Below are 22,852 nucleotides of genomic sequence, written 5' to 3' on the forward strand. Positions count from 1 at the left end.
TACAAGCCTATAGTTTCATTATCTATACTATGATTTTACCTGGATTCAAAATGTCATTTGGGTCCAATTGTTTTTTTATCCCTGACATAATAGGCAAGGTATCTGCGTGTTCTTTTGCCAGATACTTCGCTTTTCCAATGCCGATTCCATGTTCACCAGTGCAGGTGCCGCCTTTGTTTAAGGCGTACTCCACTATACTTGAATTAACCTTGTCCGCCTTTTCCCGTTCTTCTGATAGTGAAGGGTCGTACATCAGGATAGCATGAAAGTTTCCATCTCCCACATGGCCCAAAACTGCTCCAGGCACACCGATTGCATCCATCGTTTTTCTTGCGTGAACAATTGCTCCTGACAATTCAGACAAAGGAAGACAGACATCCGTGAACATCATGGATTTACCTGGGTAGCCGTGTTTAAATGCATAAGCTAAATGATGACGTGCTTCCCAAAGTTTTGCACGTGCTTTGGAATCTCGTTCCTCTACCCATTCTACACCTCCGAAACTCTCTAAAAGTTCTTTTGTAAGAGAAGCTTCATATGTAACGCTTGCAGGGTTTCCATGGAATTCTAAAAAAAGTGTAGGTGCTTCGGTATAAGAAGTATCACTATTGTTGTTTACCTGGACAATAGAACGCTCATCAACTAGCTCAATACGCGCTACTCCTGTCCCAGACCCAAGAACGGCAGAAGCTGCTTCAACTGCTGACTGGACAGAAGGGAACGTACATCGTGCTGCCAGCAAAGCTTCAGGTATTCCGTATACTTTTAAGGTTATTTCGGTAAAAACCCCGAGTGTTCCTTCTGAACCTACAAACATGCCAGTCAGGTGATAGCCCGCTGATGACTTTGCCGCAAGCCCGCCGGTTTGAATAATTTGTCCATCTGCTAAAACAACTTGCAAGTTTCGGACTTGATCACGCATGATTCCATATTTAACACTTGTTGTTCCGCTTGCATTCGTTGCTGCCATACCGCCAATGGTTGCATCAGCACCGGGATCGACAGGGAAGAACAACCCATATTTTTTTAGAGCAAGGTTCAGCTGAGTACGTGTAACGCCTGGCTGCACTTTTACTAAAAAGTCATCAGGGCGAATTTCAAGTATTTCATTCATCTCCTGAAAGTTAAGAGAGATACCTCCTTTAACCGGAATACAATGACCTTCCAGGCTGGAGCCTGCGCCAAAAGGCACGACAGGAATTTTGTTTTCATTTGCGAATGACATAATAGATGAAATTTCTTCTGCTGAAGAAGGGTATACTACTACATCAGGCAATACAGGACTGTGGTAAGATTCATCACTGCTATGCTGTCTAAGGATTGTTTCATTTTGTGTGGCACGTTTTTCAGATGTTCGTTTTTTCATTTCGAGCAAAAGATCCGCTTGTGCAATATTCAAGAAAAACACGCTCCCTTTTGTTGTTATAGTTCTATTTTACATAAACATATCCAAAAATCCTTTCTAAACATGAAAATCAGCAAATATGCCCAAACTAACGGATGAGGTGATCATCGTGACAAAACGCACAAATGTGTTGAGTGTTATACTTTTAACAATATGTATTTCAATAGCCATAACGGGCTGCGGAAAGACTGACAGCCCGAACCAATCTGAGGGGAGAGAAGAGTCGGTGATGGGTGATGGGAAACAAAATCAAAAGAAAGATCGTCCTGAAGAAGACCAGAATGGAATCGTTGCAGGAAGTATTGAGTCTTCAATTAAAGTGTTAGAGCCGCAAAATGAAAAAGGAATTTTATTTCGTTATGAATTGAAAAATCAAACAGAGAAAGAAAAAGTATTTCAATTTTCGACAAGCCAGAAGTTTGATTACGTGATCAAGGACAAGAATGGCAAAATCGTCTACCAGTATTCGAAAAACCATATGTTTATGCAGGTGTTATCTTCTTTAAAGTTAAAGCAGGCGGATACGTTTAAACAGGACATTTTAGTAAAAGATTTAGAAGCAGGAACATATGAATTAGAAGTCTGGCTGACTCCAAAAGGCGAAACAGAAGATTATCGTCAAAAAATTACTTTTAATTGGAACTAAATTGGGGAAGAGATGAGTTAAGAGCTCATCTCTTTTTGTTTTTCCTTTCTAAAAGATTTTTGTGAAGACCCTTCCTTGGCAAGTTGATTGGAGCGTAAGGTGCGTGCCTATTACATGAGAAGCTTCTCGCTAGGCATGCGACGAGGAAGCTCAAATCGTTAGCATTTACTTGTAGACGCAGGAGCAAGAATACTTCCATGAAGTGGGACAGGTGAGTCTCCTAAAGGCGCAAAGCGCGAGGAGGCTCACCGCCCGCCCCGCGGAAAGCGAGTACCTGGAGCGGAAATCAACTTCTTCAATTCAATGAAAAAACAAAATACTTGAAAGTCAAAAAAGGTCAAAGTATAATATGAATAAAGATGAAAGGTCAAAGAAAGTCAAAGTCAAACTTTCATCAAATATTATGATCTGCAAAGCATGTATCGCAAACTAAATAAAATAATTTGAGGGGGTTACAAATATGCGTTGTGAACAATGTGAAGTTAATCCTGCTACAATCCAAATGAGTATTTCCATGAATAAAGAGAAGAAGCAATTTGTACTTTGCTCTGATTGTTACCATAAAGTAAAACAAGAGATGAATACTGGGGGAGGAATGAACATGAACTTCTCTTCTTTCGATGATATATTTCAGCAAATGATGAGTGGTCAGGCATTTTCTGATCAAGACAATCATCAGCATCAGCAAACTCAAAAAGAAAAACGCGGCGGAGGCTTTTTGGATAAATTCGGCCGTAACTTAACGGACGCTGCTAAAGCAGGCATTATTGATCCTGTTATCGGGCGTGAAAAAGAAGTGCGCCGTGTGATTGAGATATTGAACAGACGTACAAAAAACAATCCGGTACTAATTGGTGAGCCTGGTGTCGGTAAGACTGCAATCGCAGAAGGACTTGCTTCTAAGATTGTAGAAGGCAATGTACCGGGTAAGCTGTTAAATAAAGAAGTTTATCTGTTAGATGTTGCTTCATTAGTAGCAGATACAGGGGTAAGAGGCCAGTTTGAAGAGCGTATGAAGCAGCTGATTGCTGAACTTCAAAAGCGAAAAAATGTCATTCTGTTTGTAGATGAAGTCCATCAGATCGTAGGAGCAGGTTCGGCAGAAGGTTCAATGGATGCCGGGAACATTTTAAAGCCTGCACTAGCCCGCGGTGAACTTCAAATGGTTGGTGCAACTACAATTAAAGAATACCGCCAGATCGAGAAAGACGCTGCACTGGAGCGCAGATTCCAGCCGATCATCGTCAATGAGCCTACAGTAGATGAAGCGATTGAAATCTTAAAAGGTCTGTCACCTCGATACGAAGACTATCATCAAGTTAAGTTCACTGAAGATGCTTTAAGAGCATGTGTCCAGCTGTCACACCGTTATATTCAGGACAGATTCTTACCTGATAAAGCGATTGATCTAATGGATGAAGCAGGTTCAAAGAGCAATCTTCAGCACATTAAGATTGAAAAGTCTTCCATTGAAGAGAGATTGGAAGAGATCGTAAAAGAGAAAGAAAAAGCAGCTGCTGATGAGAATTATGAATTAGCTGCGAAACTGCGACAGGAAGAACTAATGCTCGAGGATAAACTGAAGACACAGGAAGAACATAAAAACGAAGCAATCATTCAAGTTGAAGATATTCAAAACATTGTAGAACTCAAAACGGGAATTCCGGTTCGCAAGCTGCAAAATGATGAACAATCTAAAATGAAAGAGCTAGCTTCAAAGTTATCATCACAAGTTATCGGACAAGAAGAAGCGGTAGAAAAAGTCGCAAAAGCAATTCGCAGAAGCCGTGCAGGTCTAAAAGCGAAAAAACGTCCAATCGGATCGTTCTTGTTTGTAGGACCGACTGGTGTTGGTAAAACTGAATTAACGAAGACATTGGCGAAAGAGCTCTTCGGGGATGAAGACAGCATGATTCGCCTGGACATGAGTGAATACATGGAGAAACATGCAGTTTCTAAGTTGATTGGTTCACCTCCAGGATATGTAGGACATGAAGAGGCTGGTCAATTAACAGAGCAGGTGCGCCGCAAACCATACAGCATTCTATTACTGGATGAGATTGAGAAAGCACATCCTGACGTTCAGCACATGTTCCTTCAAATCATGGAAGATGGAAGATTAACAGACAGCCAAGGGCGTACAGTAAGCTTTAAAGATACAGTAATCATCATGACAAGTAACGCAGGAGCATCTGTTAAACAAACAAAGAAACTTGGATTTAACGCTGAACAATTGGAAAAAGAAACTCACATCCTTGATTCATTAGGCGGATATTTTAAACCTGAGTTCCTTAACCGTTTTGACAGCATCGTTCAATTCCAATCATTAAAAGAAGAACATCTTGTGAAAATTGTTGACCTGATGCTTAAAGAACTGTCTGAACAGCTGCAAGAACAAAATATTACTTTAACAGTAACATCTGCATCTAAGCAAAAACTGGCGAAGTTAGGGTACCACCCGTCATTTGGTGCTAGACCGCTCCGCCGCATCATTCAAGAACACATCGAAGATAAGATTGCTGACGTACTTCTAGATGAAGAAAATGTAGAAAAGCTGGCAGTAAATGTTGTCGATGGACAAATAATAGTGAAAAAAGCGTAAAACAGAAAAACCTTGCTTGAGTATATCTCCAGCAAGGTTTTTGTTTTACAATTTAAATAGAAGGTAATTCTATTACATAGATGGTATATCCCGAAAAAATAAGCCATGCGCCTGCATGGCATAATCTAAACAAAAAACTTCTCTCTATTCTTAGGAGTTGTCTTTGGAGCGGATAATGGTAAGAACAAGCATTGAAAAACCAATCATGAGCGACATTGCTTCAAATACCGTCATCCCAATCCCCCCTTTTTATAATAGGCAAGACTCGTACAAGAATTAGAGAAGGAAAAGTATTGTATGTTTTCCATTTTATCCCGAATGCGTTATTCGTACAAGAATCGGAATAACTATTTCTAATAAATTGAATTAGGTCAATAGGTTTATTTTCCTAATATTATCCTGAAGAATTTCTATTCATAATTTCTATATCAATTTCAAATGGTCAGAATTACCTAGAAATAATACAATTCTGTTTTATATAACGGGAGTAGCAATAAACAGAGTCAGAAGGAAAATGAACACACCAAGTAAGACAACTAAACATTTTCTAGTCATTTTATTCAATCCCCCTTGTGTATTCCAATGTATAAAAAAAACGGGGACTTCATGACAGTTATTCAAGGAAAATTTCGAGGAGGAAAAAGGTTTGGATACATCTTATGTATGGTATGTAAGTTATGGATCAAATCTGATGGAGCATCGCTTTTTATGCTACATTCTTGGCGATCAGCCTGAAGGTTCATCACAAAAAGAAAGAGGCTGCAGAAATCCAGCGATGCCTTTGAAAAATGGAAAAGCTGTTCTGCCATTCCCTCTATATTTTGCAAGAGAACGTACAAAATGGGGCGAGGGTGGAGTAGCTTTTATCGGTCACGAAAAAAATGAGAAATATAAAACATATGGAAGAAAATATCTGGTTACAGTTGAGCAGTTCCTAGATGTGACGGCACAAGAAAACAGCTGTGATGAAATAGAGGCAGATCTGGAAGAAGTAATTGAGAAAGGGTATATTCATTTTGGATCAGGATGGTACAGCAGGATGGTCTATCTAGGTGAGGAAGAAGGTTATCCCATGGTCACATTCACATGTAATTTGGATCTTAATGAGCAGAACCTAAATCCGCCGCCAGCAACTTATTTGACGACAATCGCAAAGGGACTCAGTCAGATAGGATTGAGCTGTGAAGAGGCTGTGAAATATTTTGCAGAAACTCCGGGGATTTCAGGAAAAATGAAAGAAGACGAGATTGAGAGTATTATTTGCTCTCATTTCTAACATGCCAAAAGTTTTATAGCGTGGCCTTTCTTTTTAAAAATTACCGATAAAAGGTATGGAAGTAGGTCGACCGTTATATGACTTATGGAACTTTTTTTACCTTGGTATAGGTGAGATAATAAAGTCCCCTATACATAGAGAGGTGCTTTTGATTAAGCACCTCTTTTTTTATTTGGCCGTTTTCGTAAAATTTGTTGCTTTTGAAAGAGGTTAATTTCTGCTGCAGGACTCGCTTTCCGCAGGGTGTGCGGTGAGCCCATTTGTCGCCATGCGACATTAAATGGTCTCTCCTGTCCCACTCATCCTGCAGGAGTCTCGTCCTTCCACTCCAATTAACTTTTCATTGAAGAACTTCGTCATAATCTCTCAGTAGCAACAATCTATTGAAAAAACCCGAATCTCTTCGTCTATGTGTTCATTTTAATTTCTTTGATAGAAATGATTCCGGCAGAGCAATTAAATTGTTCAGCAATCAGTTTCCTTACTTGATCATGGAGATTCGATTTTCCAGGGTTGATATTCACAATAACAATATTGCCTTGAGTGACTTTCTCCTGGCCATGGCTGAGTTCAAAATCTACTAGAAGTTTAGCCATTATAAATCTCTCCTTTTATATATATATTTTGTTGCTATTGGAAGTAATTGATTTCCGCTCACACGTGCTCGCATCCTTCAGCTCCAATCAACTTGTCAACGAAGTGTTTCCATAATAAACTGCTTGTTGATACATTCGACATATTTCTGAAAATTCTGTCTGTTTATAAGAAAATCAGGCGGAAAGTATCGTAGATTCCTTCTGCATTTGTACTTTTCTTACTTTTTTCACAGGTAATACCATTCTTTCGGAGAATTTAAATAGGTAGTTTGTCAGATAAAGGGGGATCTGTGTGGACGGAGCACTTCAGAGGAAAAGCATTCGTAAAAGGATATCTTGGAAAAAGAGTTTAATGATTATGGGAGCAGCACTTATTGTTATTTTAGGAGCGACAGCTGGTACGGCATATTTTTTATTGCAAAAAAGTGAACCTAAAGTAAATGGTACGCTTGTCTTAAATGGATTGACTTCAAAAGTAGATGTGTACAGAGACAGTCATGGTGTTCCGCATATTAAGGCAGACTCTATGAAGGATCTATTTATGGCTCAGGGATATGTAACCGCGCAGGACAGGATGTTTCAAATGGATCTTAGCCGAAGACAAGCTTCTGGGATGCTAAGTGAAGTCATTGGGGAAAAAACACTTCCGCGTGACCAATTTTTCAGGACCCTTGGATTGAGAAGAGCGGCTGAAGATTCCTATAGCGAATATTCTTCTGAAACAAAACAATACCTTCAATGGTATGCAGATGGAGTAAATGCTTATATGGACCAGGCAAAAGGGGAAAATACTTTGCCGATTGAATTCTTGCTGGTTGGCTACAAACCTGAAAAATGGACACCTATCGATTCACTGGTAATCGGAAAATATATGGCTTTTGATCTCGGTGGACATTGGGAAGGGCAAGCTTTTCGCTACTATTTAATGGAGAAATTCTCAAAAGAAAAAGCACTGGATCTATTCCCAGGTTATCCGGCTGACGCCCCGTCTATATTAGAGGATTTAGAAGTGAGCGGTCTTGATTTCGATAAAAGTTTCGCAGATGCAGTGATTCCAAACTTTCACAATGGCAGCAACAATTGGGTGGTATCTGGGAGTAAAACAGAATCGGGTAAACCATTGCTGGCAAACGACCCGCATCTGCAGCTTGGAACTCCATCAATATGGTACCAGACACATTTAACAGCACCAGATTATGAAGTGAGCGGTGTTATCTTTGCAGGGATTCCAGGAATTATTGTAGGTCATAACAAACAAATTGCTTGGGGTGTAACAAATGTTGGCCCTGATGTTCAGGAATTGTATGTAGAAAAGAGGAATCCTGATAATCCTTATGAATTTCAGTACATGGCCAACTGGGAAAAAGCCGATGTGATAAAGGAAGTAATTAAAGTGAAAGATAAACCCGATGTCGAGCATGAAGTTGTGATCACAAGGCACGGACCGGTGATCTCAGAATTTGCTCATCAAGATAAACCGGGAACAGCTTTAGCTTTAAAATGGACAGCCCTTCAGCCATCAAAGGAATTAGAAGCTGTCATTCAAATGAATCGGTCAAAAAATTGGCAGCAGTTTGAAAAGGCTCTAGAATCATTTCACACTCCTGCTCAAAACTTTGTTTTTGCGAGCACAGATGGAACAATAGCATATAAGGCAAATGGTCTTATACCGATAAGGAAACAAGATTATACGTCACTTCCTGTACCAGGCTGGACGGATCAATATGAGTGGAGCGGATATATCCCTTGGGATAAGCTCCCGACAACCGTAAATCCCGAAAAAGGGTTTATTGCAACAGCTAACAACAAAGTAGCATCTGATTCGTATCCTTATCACATATCAGACACTTTCGCACAGCCTTACAGACAGAAAAGAATCGTTGAAGTGCTAGGAACAAATCAAAAATTGACGATAGATGATATGAAAGCTCTTCAGTTCGACCAGGCGAATAAACAAGCTGAGGAAATGCTTCCGATTCTTTTAGAACAGGTAATGAACGAACCGTTATCAGATAAAGAAACAGAAGTCGTAACAGCCTTGAAAAAATGGAACAAAAATGACAGTAAGGACAGTGCAGCTCCTCTTATTTTTCATATTTGGATGGAATCGTTCAGTAATGAACTCTTTAAGGATGAGATCAGTGAAGAAATGATGAAGATGTTTGACGGACGGGAACAAATAGTTGATGAGCTTATTAGAAAAGCATATGAAGGGACTCCTGGACCTTGGATCGAACAGAATGGCGGTCTGGAAGAAGTAGCTCAGAAATCCTTTTCAAGTATGATCACAGAGCTCTCCGATAAATATGGAGAAGAAATTTCCGATTGGAGATGGGGCAAATTTCATTCTCTAACCTTCGAACATCCATTAGCTGCTATTAAACCTTTGAATCTTTTGTTTAACCCAGATACAGAAGAGATGGGAGGCAGCCGTATTACAGTCGGAGTAGCTGGCTGGAATCGTGAAACAGGAAACATTACTCATGGCGGCGCGTGGAGAATGGTCATCGATATGTCTGACACATCAAAGGCATATCATGTAGTAGGACCAGGTCAATCAGGGCATGTCCTAAGTCCATGGTATAGCGATCAAGTAAAAGATTGGGCAACTGGCAAGTACCATATTACAGAATTAAAAACGAAAAAAGAGGAAGAAAGCAGACGCCTCGTTTTACAGCCATCTGAAGAAAATTAACAGCAGCAGGACACTTGTCTCTGTCAAAATACATGGTTGGACATATGGTGTAGAGAAAGGCAAAAACAAGCTGGGAGGTTTACCCTTTGTCATACCACACGTACCACCTGTGCCGCCGGTATATTGGCAGATCTGTCTATATCGATTGCCATTGCGGAACGAGGTATCACGGTGTCTTAAAGCATGTAGATGAGAAAAAGGCATACATTCTGCCTTATAGTTCAGACCAGCAGGATGAGAGCAACGACCGTTTCTTTGCTCCTGCTCTAATAGGTCTAACACTTGGAACCATCGCTGGATTAGCATTGGCACCACGCCCATATCCAATCTATCCTGTTTACCCGCCATATCCGCCGTATCCATATTACTAATTAGTGAAGAGACTGACTTTTTAAAAGGTCAGTCTTTTTTAAAGGCTGTTTTCGCAAACTTTGTTGCTATTGGAAGTGGTTGATTTCCGCTCCAGGCTGCTCGCTTTCCGCGGGGCGTGCGGTGAGCCTCCCTATCGCTTCCCAATGACGGGGTCTCACCTGTCCCGCAAGAGTCTCGTACCTTGCTCTCAAAAAAAATTGTCAACGAAGTGTCTCAACATAAAAGAATCAAAAGTAACAATCTTTTAGAAAGTACCTTTTAAAAAGATAAAGGAGTATAAAAATCAGGAGAATAATCATATTTCTCCTGATTTTTATTTGTTAAAAAGCTTTGTTATAGAAAATACTCGCTGGTTACATAAAAGAAATAAAGTTGAGCCGAGTAACTACTAATAGATGAGGTTCAAAAAACAGAAATGAAACCGTTATAAGTCCTAAACAAGCACTTATAAGTCTTCAAAAAAAATTTATAAGTCTTCAAATTTTTATATAAGTCCTCAAAAAAATTTATAAGTCTTCACCATTTTTGGATGCGGACATTACAACTACTAAGAGAAAAAAGTTTTGGGAAAAAGCCTTTTTTATCATTTTTCACTGTATGGCAGGAAAATAAATAGCATAGATGGAAAGTAACGTATAAACAAACTAGATACGAATACAATTTAAGACATACTATAGAGTTTTTTACGAGGGGGTTTGGGAATGAAGCTGGCATTTTTGTTTCACCCGGTAAAAGATTTACAAGAATCTCAACGATATTATGAAGGACTCGGAATGACTGAAGCCTGGCGTGAAGGCAATCAAGTGATGGGATTATCTATGCCTGATTGTGAAGTTCAGTTAATGATTGAAGAAGATGAACTGGAACTTGGACCAGGCGGAGTATTTGTTGTTGACAGTGTTGATCAATTCTATGATGACAACGAAACAAGGCTCCATTTTGTTAAAACACCTTGCAGCATTCCTCCAGGAAGATATGCGATCTATAAAGATGAGGCAGGCAACCCGATCCGCATTATCGATTTTACTAATAAAGATTAAACTGAAAACACGCTAGGATGTAAACCATTTCTGGCGTTTTTATTTGGCTCTTTACGGTACGTGTTCTTATATTTATTACGCGTTTGCTCAGACTTATTGAGTTACGCTCAAGATTTTCTTGCTACGCTCAAACTGCCTTTATTTTCGCTCAAAATCTTCCTTTTTCGCTCAAAGTCCCTCTGCTTTACATAAAACAACAAGGATTGCGAAACATCAGTTATTTAAAAGAGGTAAATATCAGGACCCTCATTGAGGGAAGGATCATGCAGATCTCCAATGTAATTCAATAGACTTTCTCCTTCATAATAATAGGGCTCAGTATCTTCGAGCCAGCTTTGATACTCTTGAAAATCATGATCGAAATTACCCGAGTAGAAGCGGTGTGCTACTTCATTCGTTAAAGTATCAATGATAACGATTCCCCTGTACGTCTGACGGTCGGGTTCATCATAATCACATGCAATATAGTACGCCATTGTAATAACTCCTTAAATGATAGTTCTACACATAATGTTGCAATTTAGTGCTTTTTTCATACCATTATTTTTCATTTCTCTCATAAAGATAAAACGATAAGCCACAAAAATCTTACACAGTGTTTAAACGGAGTTTACATTTTATCTGTACGATTAAAATGAGGCGGATTGAAAAGAGGGAATATAAAATGAAGACGTACTTTATGATTCAGGAAAAAATTAAACCAGCTTGGATTCAGGAAATGGTAATAAAGGCAAATGAGTTTGAAAAGTGCCAGATATATTTGGAATGCAACGCACTTAGGATTAATGCAAAAAGTCAGCTGAGCATGAGCTTATTAAATGGGATGCAAGGAGTTTGCTGTGTTTCTGCACATGGCGAAAACAGCAGGACAGCAGTTGATGCACTGCGCAGTTTAGGAACCAAAGTTTTAAATTAGTTTGTTAAGTCAAAAAGTCAAAGGCTGGCTCTTATTGGAAGCGTCCTTCCAAGCCAGCCTTCTTTATTTTTTATCTTTGCCGCTTCTGCTTGTTTGGACTAGTTTTTGCAAAAGGACTTCTTGCACAGCTGATCGTGCCAGGTCTGCATCCTTATGTTCTTCTTTTGCTTTTTGTTCAATTGCTTTAATATCACTTAAATTGTGATGACTCAATATATTGTCCACCTTTCTGCTGTTTCAAAATGTGTTATTTCCGCAAAAGAGATGAACAGGGCCCTATTCCTCTAAAAAGGAGAAATTAAAATAAACCTATGCACAATCATATCGAAATATGTTTGATTAAACTTCAAAATCAAAACTGAATACATGCAATCCCCCTTGCAATCCGATGAGAAGAGTCTAAAATGGATAGTTGAAACGACGCTTCAGGAAAAGAAGGGATAAAGTTTGCATAAAGTAATTTGGTTAACAATCGGGGCTTTTTTACAAGGACTTGCGATGGCGGTATTTTTATTTCCACACGCTGTTCCATCAGGCGGAGTCGCAGGCATAGCGATTTTAAACGATTTTTTCTTTCAGATACCACTAGTCATGACATTATGGATTATTAATTTTGGATTACTGCTGCTTGCAGTAAAGAAGCTTGGAAAACAAACGGCATTGTGGACGATATATTGTGTGGCTATAACTTCAATAACGGTTGATTGGCTGGCTTCTCTGATTCAAAATCCTGTAAATAATATACTTTTTGATGTAATTTATGGTGCTTTAATTTTTGGAATAGGGGTAGGTATACTGTTCCGTTATGGAGCTTCATCTGGAGGAATGGATATTCTTGCTTTGATTTTTGCGAAGTGGACAGGCAAGAAACCAGGTATTATTTTATTCTGGATCAACAGTATCGTGCTGCTTTTCACTGCTCTAACCGTTGGAGCTTCGATTATTTTGTTTGCTGTCATATGTCAGTGGATCAGTACAAAGATCATTGACTATGTCAGAACTGCACAATTTCAGAAAAAAGCGAAGCAATATATGTAAAAAGGGTACGGTTATAAAAACCGCACCCTTTTTTTGCAGCGTACAAATTAGCAATCTTTGCCTTTGTGCGCCCACGTAGTACCAACGATAATGAGAAGGATGAATAGAACTACTATGATCGCAAAACTCTTGCCATAACCTCCGCCACCACAATAACCATATCCGCCACCATACATTGGTGCGTTCGCTAGTGAAGCATTTACCGGTGAATTTGCATACATTCTAAAACTCCTCCTTACGATTTGTGCTTTCTACTTCGATACAGTATATGTGATAGGTATTAAGCGTGTATGGACAAAAGCTTAGTTTTTTTGGAATTAGGCGATATGTAATATTTTTGCAAAGAAAATCATGTTACGTTTTGAGTGGATTGGGGTAACTTAAAGCAAAGGAGGCGTTATATATGCAAACTGCAACCCAAACTCAAATGAAAACCACAAGCAGATTATTAAAAACTCAATCATGGGCTTTGATCGGTCTTGGTACAGGTGCATTGGTCTGGCTCTCTTTTAAACCAAACCGTATAAAAACTAAAATGAAAATTAAAGATCTTAAACGAAAAGTGCGTCCGGATCATATCGAACGGACTCAGCTGCCAATTAATAAAGCGGGTCATCCAGATCCAATGGATGTCGATGATAATAAGATGGTGGAAGAGGGAGCTATGTACTCTGTAAATTACTATAACAATCGGAAACAATAAAAGGATGGGGGAACCCATCCTTTTTTCTTTCTTTACTTGTGGTGAGTTTTTTTAAGTGTATAAAGGTCTTCCTCCAAGTTCTCCATTCTAGATTGTAGTGATTTAATGGCATCTTCAATTCCCTCATTATAAAAATAAGATGCCATCTCATCAGATATAAAGTCGAGAAATTGTTCAGCTGCTAAATTTCCTATTTCTTCACCGCGTTCATTTAGAAAGAAAAACTGTATTCTTCCGATCATTTCTTCTTTTGTTTCTTTAGTAAACTTTTTCATTTCTATTGAATCCCCTTAAATGTAGATTACCTCTTTAATATTTAAACATAAAAAGCAGAATGCGGCTGAATTATGCATAACCTTGTATGAAATCTTAGGTCTTTATGACGATTAAACGTGTAAAAAAATGTCCGGTTTTGTAACATTACTTCTTCTTTTGTGGAAAGTATTTTCAAGTCGGCAAAAAGCCGTCATAATAATCGAGAAGTACTAAAATGACAAAAGAGGAGCCGATTTTCGTGGAGAAAAAAGAATGGAATAACTCTCTTCTATTGGAATGCATAAAAGAAAAAAAAGAAAAGCTGGTAGAAGTTGCAGACCGTAAAGGATTAACCAGCAAGGAAACTGTAAAGTGCAGTCAAGAATTAGATGTATTATTAAATGTTATTCAAAGACAAGCCTCTTTTTAATCAGCGTTTATTGAAGATGAGTTCATCTGTTAGTTGATCGATGCGGAGTAAAATGGCCTTTTTTGTTACTAAAGGATAATTACAGTGAAATTCCGATAACAATTCTCTAATTTCCTGAATAAGGGTAATTTCTTGTTCAGGCATATGCTTTAGTGATTCGGTTTTCGATTTAAAATGAATCAAGTTGTCCTTCACGATAACACCCCATTTTATATAATGTGTTGGATACTACTTCCATAGAAGGGTTAAAATCCCTTCTAAAAGTCGAAATGTTTCCTTTCTACAGCAGAATATGACAATATCTTTTTATAAGGAAAGGCTGTTTTCGTAAACTTTGTTGCTCTTGAAAGTGGTTAACTTCCGCTCCAGGATGCTCGCTTTCTGCGGGGCGTGCGGTGAGTCTCCTCGGCGCATTGCACCATTAGGAGTCTCACCTGTCCCGTTGATCCCGCAGGAGTCTCGCATCTTGCACTCCAATTAACTGGCCACGGAAGAGATAAAAATATGACCCAAAAGCAACAATCTTTTAGAGAAGAGCCTAAAGAAAAAACAGATGTAGAAATGGAGGCTATAAACAGATGACAGCTATTAAAACATTGCAGGATACTACCGTTTTGCATAACGGAGTAAAGATGCCTTGGTTCGGCCTTGGGGTATTTAAAGTAGAAGAAGGACAAGAAGTCATTGATTCTGTCAAATGGGCAATTGAAGCTGGATACAAGAGTATTGATACAGCTGCGATCTACAAAAACGAAGAAGGCGTTGGACAAGCCATCAAAGAAGCTGGAGTTCCACGTGAAGAACTATTTATTACGACTAAAGTTTGGAATAAGGACCAAGGATATGAGAGTACACTTGCAGCTTTTGAAACAAGCATGGAAAAGCTGGGGCTTGAATATTTAGATCTTTATCTGGTTCATTGGCCAGTTAAAGGAAAGTACAAAGAAACATGGCGTGCATTAGAAAAGTTGTATAAAGATGGAAAAGTAAAAGCGATTGGAGTATCTAACTTCAAGGTGCATCACTTAGAAGACATTCTAGCTGATTGTGAGATCAAGCCGATGGTGAACCAGGTAGAATACCATCCGCGTCTTGCTCAAAAAGAACTGCTTTTATTCTGTAAAGATAATGGAATCCAGATGGAAGCATGGAGCCCGCTTATGCAGGGAGAATTACTGGATGAACCGTCACTTGTTGAACTTGCAGAAAAATACGGAAAATCCGTAGCACAGATTATCCTTCGCTGGGATCTTCAAAATGGAGTTGTAACGATTCCGAAATCAATTAAACAGCACCGTATCGTTGAGAATGCAGATATCTTTGATTTTGAATTATCTCTTGAGGATATGGCAAAGATCGATGGTCTTAATGAAGACCGCCGCATCGGTCCAGACCCAGATAACTTCGACTTCTAAAAGGGGTCTGACCCCATACAAATACAAAACCTCACTGTTTGTCCACGTGGAGAATACATTCCACGTGGACTTTTTGGTTGTTATTAACCTGCCCGTTTCCGCATTCTCATTAAGGGTAAAGGCTAAGTAAAGAGTTTATCGTACATAATTAAGAGGAAGCTGAGCTAATTATAATCCAAACTCCAATCAAATATAGTTACTTGACAAAAGTAAGTTGATTTTTATATACTTAACTTACAAAAAATAAGTTAGTTAACTGAAAGGATGTTATCTTTATGACGATGCATACAGATGGAATTCATCATATAACAGCGATTGTAGGAAATCCTCAGGAAAATGTGGACTTCTATGCTGGAATACTTGGTCTTAGGTTAGTTAAGAAAACCGTTAACTTTGATGATCCAGGAACATATCACCTATATTTCGGTGATGAAGGTGGAAAGCCTGGAACAATTATGACCTTCTTTCCTTGGCCTGATGCTTACCGAGGGCGTGTCGGTTCCGGACAGGTAGGTACTACTTCATTCGTAGTTCCTGAAGGGACACTTCCGTTTTGGGAAGAAAGGCTTCTTCAATTTCATATAGAATATAAGAAAACTGTACGTTTTAAGGAAGAATACCTTGAATTCATTGATCCGCATGGACTGCAGCTAGAGATTGTTGCAAGAAGTGAAGGTGAAAACAGCACGTGGTCGTTCGGTAAAGTAACACCACAATATGCCATAAAAGGTTTTGGCGGTGCTGTTTTATATTCAGCAGCTCCTCATAAGACGGAAAAGGTATTAACAGACGTTATGGGGCTTGAAAAAATCGGTCAAGATGGGGATTACCTTCGTTTTAAAGCAGCAAGTGATCTTGGAAATGTCATTGATATCAAATTATCACCAGAAGTTCGAGGCGTGAGCGGGGTAGGCACTATCCATCATATTGCATGGCGCGCCAGCAGTTTTGATGAACATGAAATGTGGCAAAAGCACGTGAAGGAAAATGATTTTCATGTAACGGAGATAATTGACCGTCAATATTTTAATGCCATCTATTTCCGTGAAGAAGGTCAGATTCTATTTGAAATCGCAACAGATCCTCCTGGATTTACACGGGATGAGACAGAAGAGGAACTTGGGAAGAGTCTGCTTCTGCCACCATGGCTTGAACCTCATCGAGACCAAATACAAAGTCACCTGCTGCCTGCAGAGGCAAGAATCTTAGAGGAGGACAAATAAATGAAACACTTGTTTAAAAAAGGTTCTGATGAAAGAAAGCCAGTACTTCTTTTATTGCATGGTACTGGAGGAAATGAAGAAGACTTATTAGCTCTCGCAGATATGATTTCACCTGACTCTGCAGTGTTAAGTGTACGGGGCAATGTTTCCGAAAATGGTATGCCTCGGTTTTTCCGCAGATTAGCAGAAGGCGTCTTTGATGAGGAAGATTTGATTTTCCGTACAAAAGAACTTAACGAATTCATTGATGAATCCGCAAATAAATATCAGTTTGATAGAAATAACGTGGTCGCAGTCGGATACTCTAACGGTGCCAATATTGCAGGAAGTCTGATCTTCCATTATAAAAATGCGTTAAAAGGAGCTATCCTTCATCACCCAATGGTGCCAAGAAGAGGTATTGATCTGCCCGATCTTACTAATCTTCCTGTATTCATTGGAGCAGGTAAGAATGATCCGATCTGTCCTGCTGCAGAAACGGAAGAGCTTGAGAATTTGCTCACCAATGCTGGTGCAAAAGTACATGTGAAATGGGAGAACATGGGGCATCAGCTTTCCAGAGCTGAAGTAGAAGAAGCGGCAGAATGGTTTGCCACAAATTTTAGCTAAAGAGGTGAGAGAATGAAATCAATCGATCCTGACGCTCTTTCCATAAAAGAGAACTATAAATTTTTAACAGGAAGCATTATCCCCAGGCCTATTGCTTTTGTCAGTACCTTATCAACCGATGGTGTCTTAAATGCGGCACCATTCAGCTATTTTAATGCTCTAACTTCTAATCCGCCTTTGATCGCTATTTCTATTGGCAGAAAGAAAGGTATTCAAAAAGATACATCACGAAACGCAGAAGCACTAGGTGAGTTTGTTGTTCATATTCCAGATGAAACCTATATTGAAGCAGTAAACCTCACAGCAGCTAACCTTGGTCCAGAAGAAAGTGAAGTGGATCTTGCAAAATTAACAGCTGTGGATTCTGTAAAAGTAAAGGTTCCAGGGATTGCTGAAGCAAAAATCCGGATGGAATGTGTTGTGGAACAAATCTTACCGTTAGGGGGAACACCTGATCAGCCAGCAACCGACCTTCTTATCGGAAGAGTGGTTCATTATCATATTGCTGAAGAATTATATAGCGGCGGTAGAATAGATGCAGAAAAATTGCGGCCCGTTGGAAGGCTTGCCGGAACTAATTACGCAAAATTGGGAGAAACCTTCTCATTAGACCGGCCAGAATAATTAATGAAGTCTCTCTCTTTAAAGGGGGAGATTTTTTTGTGTCAAAAAACGACAAACATAATTCTGAGTATAACAATGAGTCCTTTGTTATAAATCCTTTGGGATAATATTTATATATCTCTTTTGGGTATTATCTATCGTTTTGCCTGAAATACTTATGGGCAATCTGAAGGGGGAAATATGAACAGGAATGCGTTCATTATTGGTTTTCCAAGGCTTATGTGAAAGTGTGATGAAAAATTTGGAAGATAAATAGATGATTTGTAACAAAAAAAGAGGGACGTAATTCACATTTTTTTGCAAAGATTTCTTATTTTACTCAAATAAGTCAGTTTGTCCTGAGTCATATGACTGTATTATTTACGATAATTAAAGGCTTTAACATTTTTCTTGTCCAATAGTCACGGAAATGCGTAGATTGTCTCAGACAAAGGATTTATTTTCCAATATTCAGGTAAAAAAGTGACATATTATTACATTAATTTACAGGTGTTATGCATTATCCTTTAAATAGCAACAAAGAATTACTAGATTTTTATCTAAAAAAGCAGGAGGTGTGACAGGGATTTACTTTTACTGGTTTGATCTGTACGACAAAAAAGAATAGGGAGGGAAAAGCAACATGAGTAAAAAACGAAAAAAAGTACGATGGCTATCCGTATTTTTAGCTTTTTTAATGGTTGTCCCATTGATGTTCCCATCTCAAGCTAATGCCGTATCGAAAGACAAACCTTCTACTTCGGCAAAAAAAGCAGCATTAGAAGGTACTAAAAGTAAGGTCTCCAAAAAACTAAATGAACAATTCAGCAAAAAGGATAAGGTCACTTTCCTTATCAAGTTCAAAGATCAAGTAAACACAGCCGAAGTAGCTAAAAAAGCTGCTAAAGAAGCAAAGGCACAAAAATTAACAGCGAATCAATCAAAATTAATGAAGCGTTCCACAGTAGTATCCTCTCTTCGCGCAAAAGCGCTTGAAACCCAACAGCACACAAAAACCTACTTAGAAAAACAACAAAAAGCTGGAAAGGCAGCAGATATCCAATCTTTTTATGTCGTTAACGGTATGGCAGTAACGGCTACAAAAGAAGTTATGGAAGAAATTGCAGCTTTCCCGGAAGTAGAAAAAGTCCTTCCTAACGAAACAAGACAGCTAATTCAACCTGTAAGTTCTGTTAAACTTCCTGAAAAACCACAGCAAAAATCTGCATTGCAGATTGAACCGAAAAATGAAACATCATCCATAGAATGGAATATCGAACGTGTAGGAGCTCCTGCCGTTTGGAATATGGGAATAGATGGCGCTGGAACAGTGGTTGCATCCATTGATACGGGTGTACAGTGGAATCACCCAGCCCTGAAAGAGAAGTATCGCGGTTTTGATCCAGCAAACCCTGACACTGCAAACCATGAGTATAACTGGTTTGATGCAGTTGGCGGACAAGCTGCTGCATATGATGATCTGGGCCATGGTACACACGTTACAGGTACAATGGTAGGTTCTGAAGCTAACGGAGCTAACCAAATCGGTGTGGCGCCAGGTGCTAAATGGATTGCTGTAAAAGCATTCTCTGCAAACGGCGGATCAGATGTTGATTTGCTTGAAGCAGGTGAGTGGATCCTTGCTCCGAAAGATGCTGCTGGAAATCCTCACCCTGAAAAAGCACCAGACGTTGTTAACAACTCATGGGGCGGCGGACCTGGACTTGATGAGTGGTACCGCGAGATGGTTGCAGCATGGCGTGCGGCTGAAATCTTCCCTGAATTTTCAGCTGGTAACACAACCATCTTTAACCCAGGCGGTCCTGGATCTGTAGCGACACCTGCAAACTATCCTGAATCGTTTGCAACAGGTGCTACAGACATCAATGACAGTTTAGCTAGTTTCTCACTTCAAGGCCCTTCGCCTTATGATGAAACGAAGCCTGAAATCTCAGCTCCTGGGGTGAATATTCGTTCTTCTGTTCCAGGAAGTGCCTATGAAGGCGGCTGGAATGGTACTTCAATGGCTGGACCGCACGTATCAGCAGTTGCTGCATTGTTAAGACAAGCTGATGCGAGTTTAACAGTTGAAGAAATAGAAGAAATTTTATTATCAACAGCAACACCGCTAACAGATGCAACATTCCCTGATTCTCCTAACAATGGATACGGACATGGATTGGTAAATGCCTTTTCAGCTGTATCTTCTGTCGTAACAGGTTTAGGAAGAATCGAAGGAACAGTTACGAAAGAAGGAGAGGACACAGAAGCTCCTTCAATTACACACGAAGCACCAAGCGAGTCTTACAAAGAAATGCCTTTAACTCTTGAGGCACAAGCTTCAGATAATATCAGTGTGACTTCTGTTCTATTAAGCTACCAGAACGAAGATGGAAGCTGGACAGAAGCAGCGGCTGAACGTTTAGGCGGTGATTATAAGTCTGGTACGTATACAGCAACTATTCCGGGATCAGCATTAACCGGTGACCAAATCGTTTATAAGTGGATCGTAAATGACTTTGGCGGAAATGAAGTTTCAACAGATAACTATACAGTAGCCCTTCTGGCAGGTATTTCAGTTGGCTACGAGGAAGATTTTGAAGGCAGCCCTACTGGATGGACTTCATATGGTACGAAAAACAGCTGGGAGCATGGTGTACCTACAAGTGGACCAGGTGCTGCACATTCAGGAGAAAAGGTCTATGCTACGAATCTAGAAGGAAACTATGAAAATAGTGCTAACATGACACTCGTAATGCCTCCAGTTGACCTGCCAGAGGGCAACAGCTATCTGCAGTTCAAACAATGGCATGATCTAGAGCGAAATTATGATTATGGACATGTTTTCGTATCAACAGATATGGAAAACTGGACACAAAAACTGCGTGTTAACTCTACTTCAGGCGGATGGATCGATGGAGAAGTAGATTTAAGTGAGTATGAGGGTCAGCGCGTTTATGTAGCATTCAACGTTACAACGGACAGCTCTGTTCTAAAAGCCGGATGGTATTTAGATGATGTGAAATTAATGGATCAGCAATTAGCACCTGCGCAAAAGGCAACCTTAGGCAAAGGTTCTTTGGATAAGGCTCCTTCATTAGAAGCGAAGCCAAAAGTGGATCCTGCAAAAATTTTACCAATGAAACCGGTTGATGAAAAAGAACCATCAAAAGACGGTGAAGCTGCACCAATGGCACTACCGATGCGTGCAGAAGTAAGTGTACTTGAGACTGGCAGATCCGTTTATACAAATCCTCAAGATGGATCCTACGGGTTGACGCATGCTGCAGGAACATACACAGTTCAGGCTGAAGCATATGGATTCCGTTCCGCAACACAAACTGTAAATGTTGAAGCAGATGGTACCGCCACTGCAAACTTTACATTAGAAGAAATTCCAAGAGGTACAGTATCAGGTACAGTAACGAACGAAGTAACAGGAGAACCAGTTGCAGGTGCTACTGTAATGCTTATGGAAGATGCAGCTATTGCACCAGTTGAAACAAATGCAGATGGTTCATATGAGATTGAAGCTTATGAAGGAGAGTACACGCTTAAAGTCGTTGCGCCTTCATACTACAGCGAAGAAGCATCTGTTACGATTACAGGCGGTGAGTCTGCTGAACAGAACTTCGAATTAAAACCTTTCATCGGATATCCTGGCGAGATTGGGTATGATGATGGAACCGCTGAAAACGCACGTGCATTCTATGATGCAGGCAATGGATGGGCAGTGAAAATGTCACTTGCTGAAGGAAATGAAAAAGCAGCTGTCACTGGCGGATTGTTCCGATTCTGGGATACAGAATGGCCAGTACCAGGCGGAACTGACTTCCAAGTAGCTGTTTACGATGCAAGCGGTCCTGACGGCACACCTGGAAAGAAACTTGCAGGTCCGTTTGATGCAACAGCACTTCGTAACGGAGAATGGACACATGTTGACTTAAGTGAGCATGGAATCATGGTAGAAGGAGATTTCTACATGGTGTACATCCAAAGTCATCCGAATCCGAACACACCAGGACTTGGAACAGATGAAGACGGAGAATGGTCAGGCAGAAGCTATCAGCTGGTAGGCGGTTCATGGTCACAGTCTCCTGAAGATGAAGGGAACTACATGATCCGTGCAACGGTTAACTACGAGGTGACGGCTCCTGTCATCACGTCTCCAGCAGATGGTTCGTTTACAAATGTAGAAAACGTAACTGTTTCGGGAACAGCTGCACCAACAACAACGGTTGAAATTTATAACGGTGGAGAAGAAGTTGCGAGTGTGGCAACAACAGATGAAGGAACGTTCTCCGCAGATATTACGCTGGAGGATGGTGCAAATACACTTACAGCGAAAGCCGTTACAGAGCAAGGTTCAACGGATGAATCGGCTCCAGTAACGATCACGCTTGATCAGACAAAACCAAGAGTGAGCATCACTTCACCAGAAAACAATATGAAGACAAATCGTGAATCCGTAACCGTAACAGGTACAGTTGATGAAGCTAACCTTGACTGGGTAAAAGTAAATGGTCAAAGAGCTCAAGTTGATGAAGAAGGCAACTATAGCCATCGCATGCTCCTGAATGAAGGAGAGAATGTAATTAAAGTTGTAGCGCTTGATAAAGCCGGAAACCGTCATGCGAAGACTGTGAAAGTGTATGCGAAGTTTGAAGCACCAGTCATTGAGAACTTAATGCCAGATACAGATAAAGAGCTGAAGAGCGGTGAGTCTGTAAAAATTGAGTTTGACAGTGAGCCAGGTCTTGATGCAGTATTTGTAATCCACATGCCGCTGACAAATGCAGGGGAAGTGGCTAACGCTACTGAGCTCCCGATGCGTGAAACTTCAGAAGGACATTATGAAGGTTACTACACAGCAACTTCCAATGTAAAAGCACCAGGAGCTGTAATTGAAGTAATCGCTTCTGATGACTACGGCAATGAGACACACGAAAGAGCAGCAGGAAAACTGTATATTAATACGAAGAAAATGTAATAAGATTAGTAAAAAAAATGATTATGCTGGTTCCTTCT

General features: G+C 39.9%; 23 protein-coding genes. 15 read left to right on the top strand and 8 right to left on the bottom strand.

Annotated features, from left to right (window positions below; genetic code table 11):
• Positions 1 to 22: 22 nt before the first annotated feature.
• Positions 23 to 1,366, bottom strand: coding sequence for an FAD-binding oxidoreductase (locus tag ACFQ4X_RS01375; RefSeq protein ID WP_379836988.1), 1,344 nt, complete (start codon positions 1,364 to 1,366; stop codon positions 23 to 25).
• A 148-nt stretch (positions 1,367 to 1,514) separates the two neighbouring features.
• Here ACFQ4X_RS01375 and ACFQ4X_RS01380 point away from each other — a divergent pair, with 148 nt between their 5' ends.
• Both ACFQ4X_RS01380 and ACFQ4X_RS01385 read left to right on the top strand, forming a co-directional pair.
• Complete coding sequence (locus tag ACFQ4X_RS01380) at positions 1,515 to 2,051, top strand: BsuPI-related putative proteinase inhibitor (RefSeq protein ID WP_379832781.1); 537 nt, start codon at positions 1,515 to 1,517, stop codon at positions 2,049 to 2,051.
• Between the two features lie 460 nt (positions 2,052 to 2,511).
• On the top strand, positions 2,512 to 4,653 hold the full coding sequence (locus ACFQ4X_RS01385) for an ATP-dependent Clp protease ATP-binding subunit (protein ID WP_379832782.1): 2,142 nt from the start codon (positions 2,512 to 2,514) through the stop codon (positions 4,651 to 4,653).
• Positions 4,654 to 4,803: 150 nt separating this feature from the next.
• Here the strand turns inward: ACFQ4X_RS01385 and ACFQ4X_RS01390 are convergent, their stop codons facing one another.
• Entirely contained in the window at positions 4,804 to 4,887 is an 84-nt protein-coding gene (locus ACFQ4X_RS01390; RefSeq protein WP_226536613.1) for a putative holin-like toxin, read from the bottom strand.
• A 412-nt stretch (positions 4,888 to 5,299) separates the two neighbouring features.
• On the opposite strand from ACFQ4X_RS01390, the gene ACFQ4X_RS01395 reads away from it, so the two are divergent.
• Positions 5,300 to 5,929: a hypothetical protein gene (locus tag ACFQ4X_RS01395; protein WP_379832783.1), complete on the top strand. Its 630-nt coding sequence runs from the start codon at positions 5,300 to 5,302 to the stop codon at positions 5,927 to 5,929.
• A gap of 407 nt (positions 5,930 to 6,336) precedes the next feature.
• Here ACFQ4X_RS01395 and ACFQ4X_RS01400 read toward each other — a convergent pair whose 3' ends face one another.
• Positions 6,337 to 6,525 (bottom strand): hypothetical protein, encoded by a 189-nt coding sequence (locus ACFQ4X_RS01400; protein WP_379832784.1) that lies wholly within the window; start codon positions 6,523 to 6,525, stop codon positions 6,337 to 6,339.
• A 352-nt stretch (positions 6,526 to 6,877) separates the two neighbouring features.
• Between ACFQ4X_RS01400 and ACFQ4X_RS01405 the strand changes: the two genes are divergently transcribed.
• The 3 genes from ACFQ4X_RS01405 to ACFQ4X_RS01415 all read left to right on the top strand — a co-directional run bounded on the left by ACFQ4X_RS01405 (position 6,878) and on the right by ACFQ4X_RS01415 (position 10,632).
• Positions 6,878 to 9,220 carry a penicillin acylase family protein gene (locus ACFQ4X_RS01405; RefSeq protein ID WP_379836990.1) on the top strand — a complete coding sequence of 781 codons (2,343 nt, stop codon included), beginning with the start codon at positions 6,878 to 6,880 and terminating at the stop codon, positions 9,218 to 9,220.
• Positions 9,221 to 9,306: 86 nt separating this feature from the next.
• The gene (locus tag ACFQ4X_RS01410; protein WP_379832785.1) at positions 9,307 to 9,591 is read left to right on the top strand and encodes a hypothetical protein; all 285 of its coding nucleotides are present in this window, start codon (positions 9,307 to 9,309) and stop codon (positions 9,589 to 9,591) included.
• Positions 9,592 to 10,293: 702 nt separating this feature from the next.
• Entirely contained in the window at positions 10,294 to 10,632 is a 339-nt protein-coding gene (locus tag ACFQ4X_RS01415; RefSeq protein WP_066286875.1) for a VOC family protein, read from the top strand.
• Between the two features lie 221 nt (positions 10,633 to 10,853).
• Here ACFQ4X_RS01415 and ACFQ4X_RS01420 read toward each other — a convergent pair whose 3' ends face one another.
• A complete protein-coding gene (locus tag ACFQ4X_RS01420) occupies positions 10,854 to 11,108 on the bottom strand; it encodes a hypothetical protein (protein ID WP_379832786.1) in 255 nt (84 codons plus the stop codon).
• A 188-nt stretch (positions 11,109 to 11,296) separates the two neighbouring features.
• Here ACFQ4X_RS01420 and ACFQ4X_RS01425 point away from each other — a divergent pair, with 188 nt between their 5' ends.
• Positions 11,297 to 11,548: an HPr family phosphocarrier protein gene (locus tag ACFQ4X_RS01425; RefSeq protein WP_066286878.1), complete on the top strand. Its 252-nt coding sequence runs from the start codon at positions 11,297 to 11,299 to the stop codon at positions 11,546 to 11,548.
• Between the two features lie 63 nt (positions 11,549 to 11,611).
• Here ACFQ4X_RS01425 and ACFQ4X_RS01430 read toward each other — a convergent pair whose 3' ends face one another.
• Positions 11,612 to 11,761, bottom strand: coding sequence for a hypothetical protein (locus ACFQ4X_RS01430; protein WP_379832787.1), 150 nt, complete (start codon positions 11,759 to 11,761; stop codon positions 11,612 to 11,614).
• Positions 11,762 to 11,995: 234 nt separating this feature from the next.
• Between ACFQ4X_RS01430 and ACFQ4X_RS01435 the strand changes: the two genes are divergently transcribed.
• Complete coding sequence (locus ACFQ4X_RS01435; protein WP_379832788.1) at positions 11,996 to 12,586, top strand: YitT family protein; 591 nt, start codon at positions 11,996 to 11,998, stop codon at positions 12,584 to 12,586.
• Positions 12,587 to 12,633: 47 nt separating this feature from the next.
• Here the strand turns inward: ACFQ4X_RS01435 and ACFQ4X_RS01440 are convergent, their stop codons facing one another.
• Positions 12,634 to 12,807: a YjcZ family sporulation protein gene (locus ACFQ4X_RS01440; protein ID WP_379832789.1), complete on the bottom strand. Its 174-nt coding sequence runs from the start codon at positions 12,805 to 12,807 to the stop codon at positions 12,634 to 12,636.
• A gap of 182 nt (positions 12,808 to 12,989) precedes the next feature.
• On the opposite strand from ACFQ4X_RS01440, the gene ACFQ4X_RS01445 reads away from it, so the two are divergent.
• A complete protein-coding gene (locus tag ACFQ4X_RS01445) occupies positions 12,990 to 13,289 on the top strand; it encodes a hypothetical protein (RefSeq protein ID WP_379832790.1) in 300 nt (99 codons plus the stop codon).
• 32 nt (positions 13,290 to 13,321) lie between these two features.
• Here the strand turns inward: ACFQ4X_RS01445 and ACFQ4X_RS01450 are convergent, their stop codons facing one another.
• Complete coding sequence (locus ACFQ4X_RS01450) at positions 13,322 to 13,564, bottom strand: DUF2164 domain-containing protein (protein ID WP_379832791.1); 243 nt, start codon at positions 13,562 to 13,564, stop codon at positions 13,322 to 13,324.
• A 239-nt stretch (positions 13,565 to 13,803) separates the two neighbouring features.
• Between ACFQ4X_RS01450 and ACFQ4X_RS01455 the strand changes: the two genes are divergently transcribed.
• Entirely contained in the window at positions 13,804 to 13,974 is a 171-nt protein-coding gene (locus tag ACFQ4X_RS01455) for an aspartyl-phosphate phosphatase Spo0E family protein (RefSeq protein ID WP_379832792.1), read from the top strand.
• Here ACFQ4X_RS01455 and ACFQ4X_RS01460 read toward each other — a convergent pair whose 3' ends face one another.
• Positions 13,975 to 14,169, bottom strand: coding sequence for a hypothetical protein (locus tag ACFQ4X_RS01460; protein ID WP_379832793.1), 195 nt, complete (start codon positions 14,167 to 14,169; stop codon positions 13,975 to 13,977). It lies immediately after the preceding gene.
• A gap of 383 nt (positions 14,170 to 14,552) precedes the next feature.
• Here ACFQ4X_RS01460 and ACFQ4X_RS01465 point away from each other — a divergent pair, with 383 nt between their 5' ends.
• The 5 genes from ACFQ4X_RS01465 to ACFQ4X_RS01485 all read left to right on the top strand — a co-directional run bounded on the left by ACFQ4X_RS01465 (position 14,553) and on the right by ACFQ4X_RS01485 (position 22,814).
• Positions 14,553 to 15,389: an aldo/keto reductase gene (locus tag ACFQ4X_RS01465; RefSeq protein WP_379832794.1), complete on the top strand. Its 837-nt coding sequence runs from the start codon at positions 14,553 to 14,555 to the stop codon at positions 15,387 to 15,389.
• A gap of 275 nt (positions 15,390 to 15,664) precedes the next feature.
• Positions 15,665 to 16,612 carry a ring-cleaving dioxygenase gene (locus ACFQ4X_RS01470; protein WP_379832795.1) on the top strand — a complete coding sequence of 316 codons (948 nt, stop codon included), beginning with the start codon at positions 15,665 to 15,667 and terminating at the stop codon, positions 16,610 to 16,612.
• Positions 16,613 to 17,221: an alpha/beta hydrolase gene (locus tag ACFQ4X_RS01475; protein ID WP_379832796.1), complete on the top strand. Its 609-nt coding sequence runs from the start codon at positions 16,613 to 16,615 to the stop codon at positions 17,219 to 17,221.
• A 12-nt stretch (positions 17,222 to 17,233) separates the two neighbouring features.
• Positions 17,234 to 17,845: a flavin reductase family protein gene (locus ACFQ4X_RS01480; RefSeq protein WP_379832797.1), complete on the top strand. Its 612-nt coding sequence runs from the start codon at positions 17,234 to 17,236 to the stop codon at positions 17,843 to 17,845.
• A gap of 622 nt (positions 17,846 to 18,467) precedes the next feature.
• Positions 18,468 to 22,814, top strand: coding sequence for a S8 family serine peptidase (locus ACFQ4X_RS01485; protein WP_379832798.1), 4,347 nt, complete (start codon positions 18,468 to 18,470; stop codon positions 22,812 to 22,814).
• Positions 22,815 to 22,852 lie beyond the last annotated feature (38 nt).

Origin of the sequence: Fictibacillus halophilus (assembly GCF_042680145.1) — a bacterium.
In the GTDB taxonomy this organism is placed as follows: domain Bacteria; phylum Bacillota; class Bacilli; order Bacillales; family Fictibacillaceae; genus Fictibacillus; species Fictibacillus halophilus_A.

Bases quoted from the DNA above. Each gene is read 5' to 3' on its own strand.
- ACFQ4X_RS01420 (WP_379832786.1), bottom strand. From the start codon at position 11,108: ATGGCGTACTATATTGCATGTGATTATGATGAACCCGACCGTCAGACG.
- ACFQ4X_RS01415 (WP_066286875.1), top strand. From the start codon at position 10,294: ATGAAGCTGGCATTTTTGTTTCACCCGGTAAAAGATTTACAAGAATCT.
- ACFQ4X_RS01470 (WP_379832795.1), top strand. From the start codon at position 15,665: ATGACGATGCATACAGATGGAATTCATCATATAACAGCGATTGTAGGA.
- ACFQ4X_RS01400 (WP_379832784.1), bottom strand. From the start codon at position 6,525: ATGGCTAAACTTCTAGTAGATTTTGAACTCAGCCATGGCCAGGAGAAA.
- ACFQ4X_RS01425 (WP_066286878.1), top strand. From the start codon at position 11,297: ATGAAGACGTACTTTATGATTCAGGAAAAAATTAAACCAGCTTGGATT.
- ACFQ4X_RS01465 (WP_379832794.1), top strand. From the start codon at position 14,553: ATGACAGCTATTAAAACATTGCAGGATACTACCGTTTTGCATAACGGA.
- ACFQ4X_RS01390 (WP_226536613.1), bottom strand. From the start codon at position 4,887: ATGACGGTATTTGAAGCAATGTCGCTCATGATTGGTTTTTCAATGCTT.
- ACFQ4X_RS01450 (WP_379832791.1), bottom strand. From the start codon at position 13,564: ATGAAAAAGTTTACTAAAGAAACAAAAGAAGAAATGATCGGAAGAATA.
- ACFQ4X_RS01480 (WP_379832797.1), top strand. From the start codon at position 17,234: ATGAAATCAATCGATCCTGACGCTCTTTCCATAAAAGAGAACTATAAA.
- ACFQ4X_RS01445 (WP_379832790.1), top strand. From the start codon at position 12,990: ATGCAAACTGCAACCCAAACTCAAATGAAAACCACAAGCAGATTATTA.
- ACFQ4X_RS01485 (WP_379832798.1), top strand. From the start codon at position 18,468: ATGAGTAAAAAACGAAAAAAAGTACGATGGCTATCCGTATTTTTAGCT.
- ACFQ4X_RS01405 (WP_379836990.1), top strand. From the start codon at position 6,878: ATGATTATGGGAGCAGCACTTATTGTTATTTTAGGAGCGACAGCTGGT.
- ACFQ4X_RS01475 (WP_379832796.1), top strand. From the start codon at position 16,613: ATGAAACACTTGTTTAAAAAAGGTTCTGATGAAAGAAAGCCAGTACTT.
- ACFQ4X_RS01375 (WP_379836988.1), bottom strand. From the start codon at position 1,366: ATGAAAAAACGAACATCTGAAAAACGTGCCACACAAAATGAAACAATC.
- ACFQ4X_RS01440 (WP_379832789.1), bottom strand. From the start codon at position 12,807: ATGTATGCAAATTCACCGGTAAATGCTTCACTAGCGAACGCACCAATG.
- ACFQ4X_RS01385 (WP_379832782.1), top strand. From the start codon at position 2,512: ATGCGTTGTGAACAATGTGAAGTTAATCCTGCTACAATCCAAATGAGT.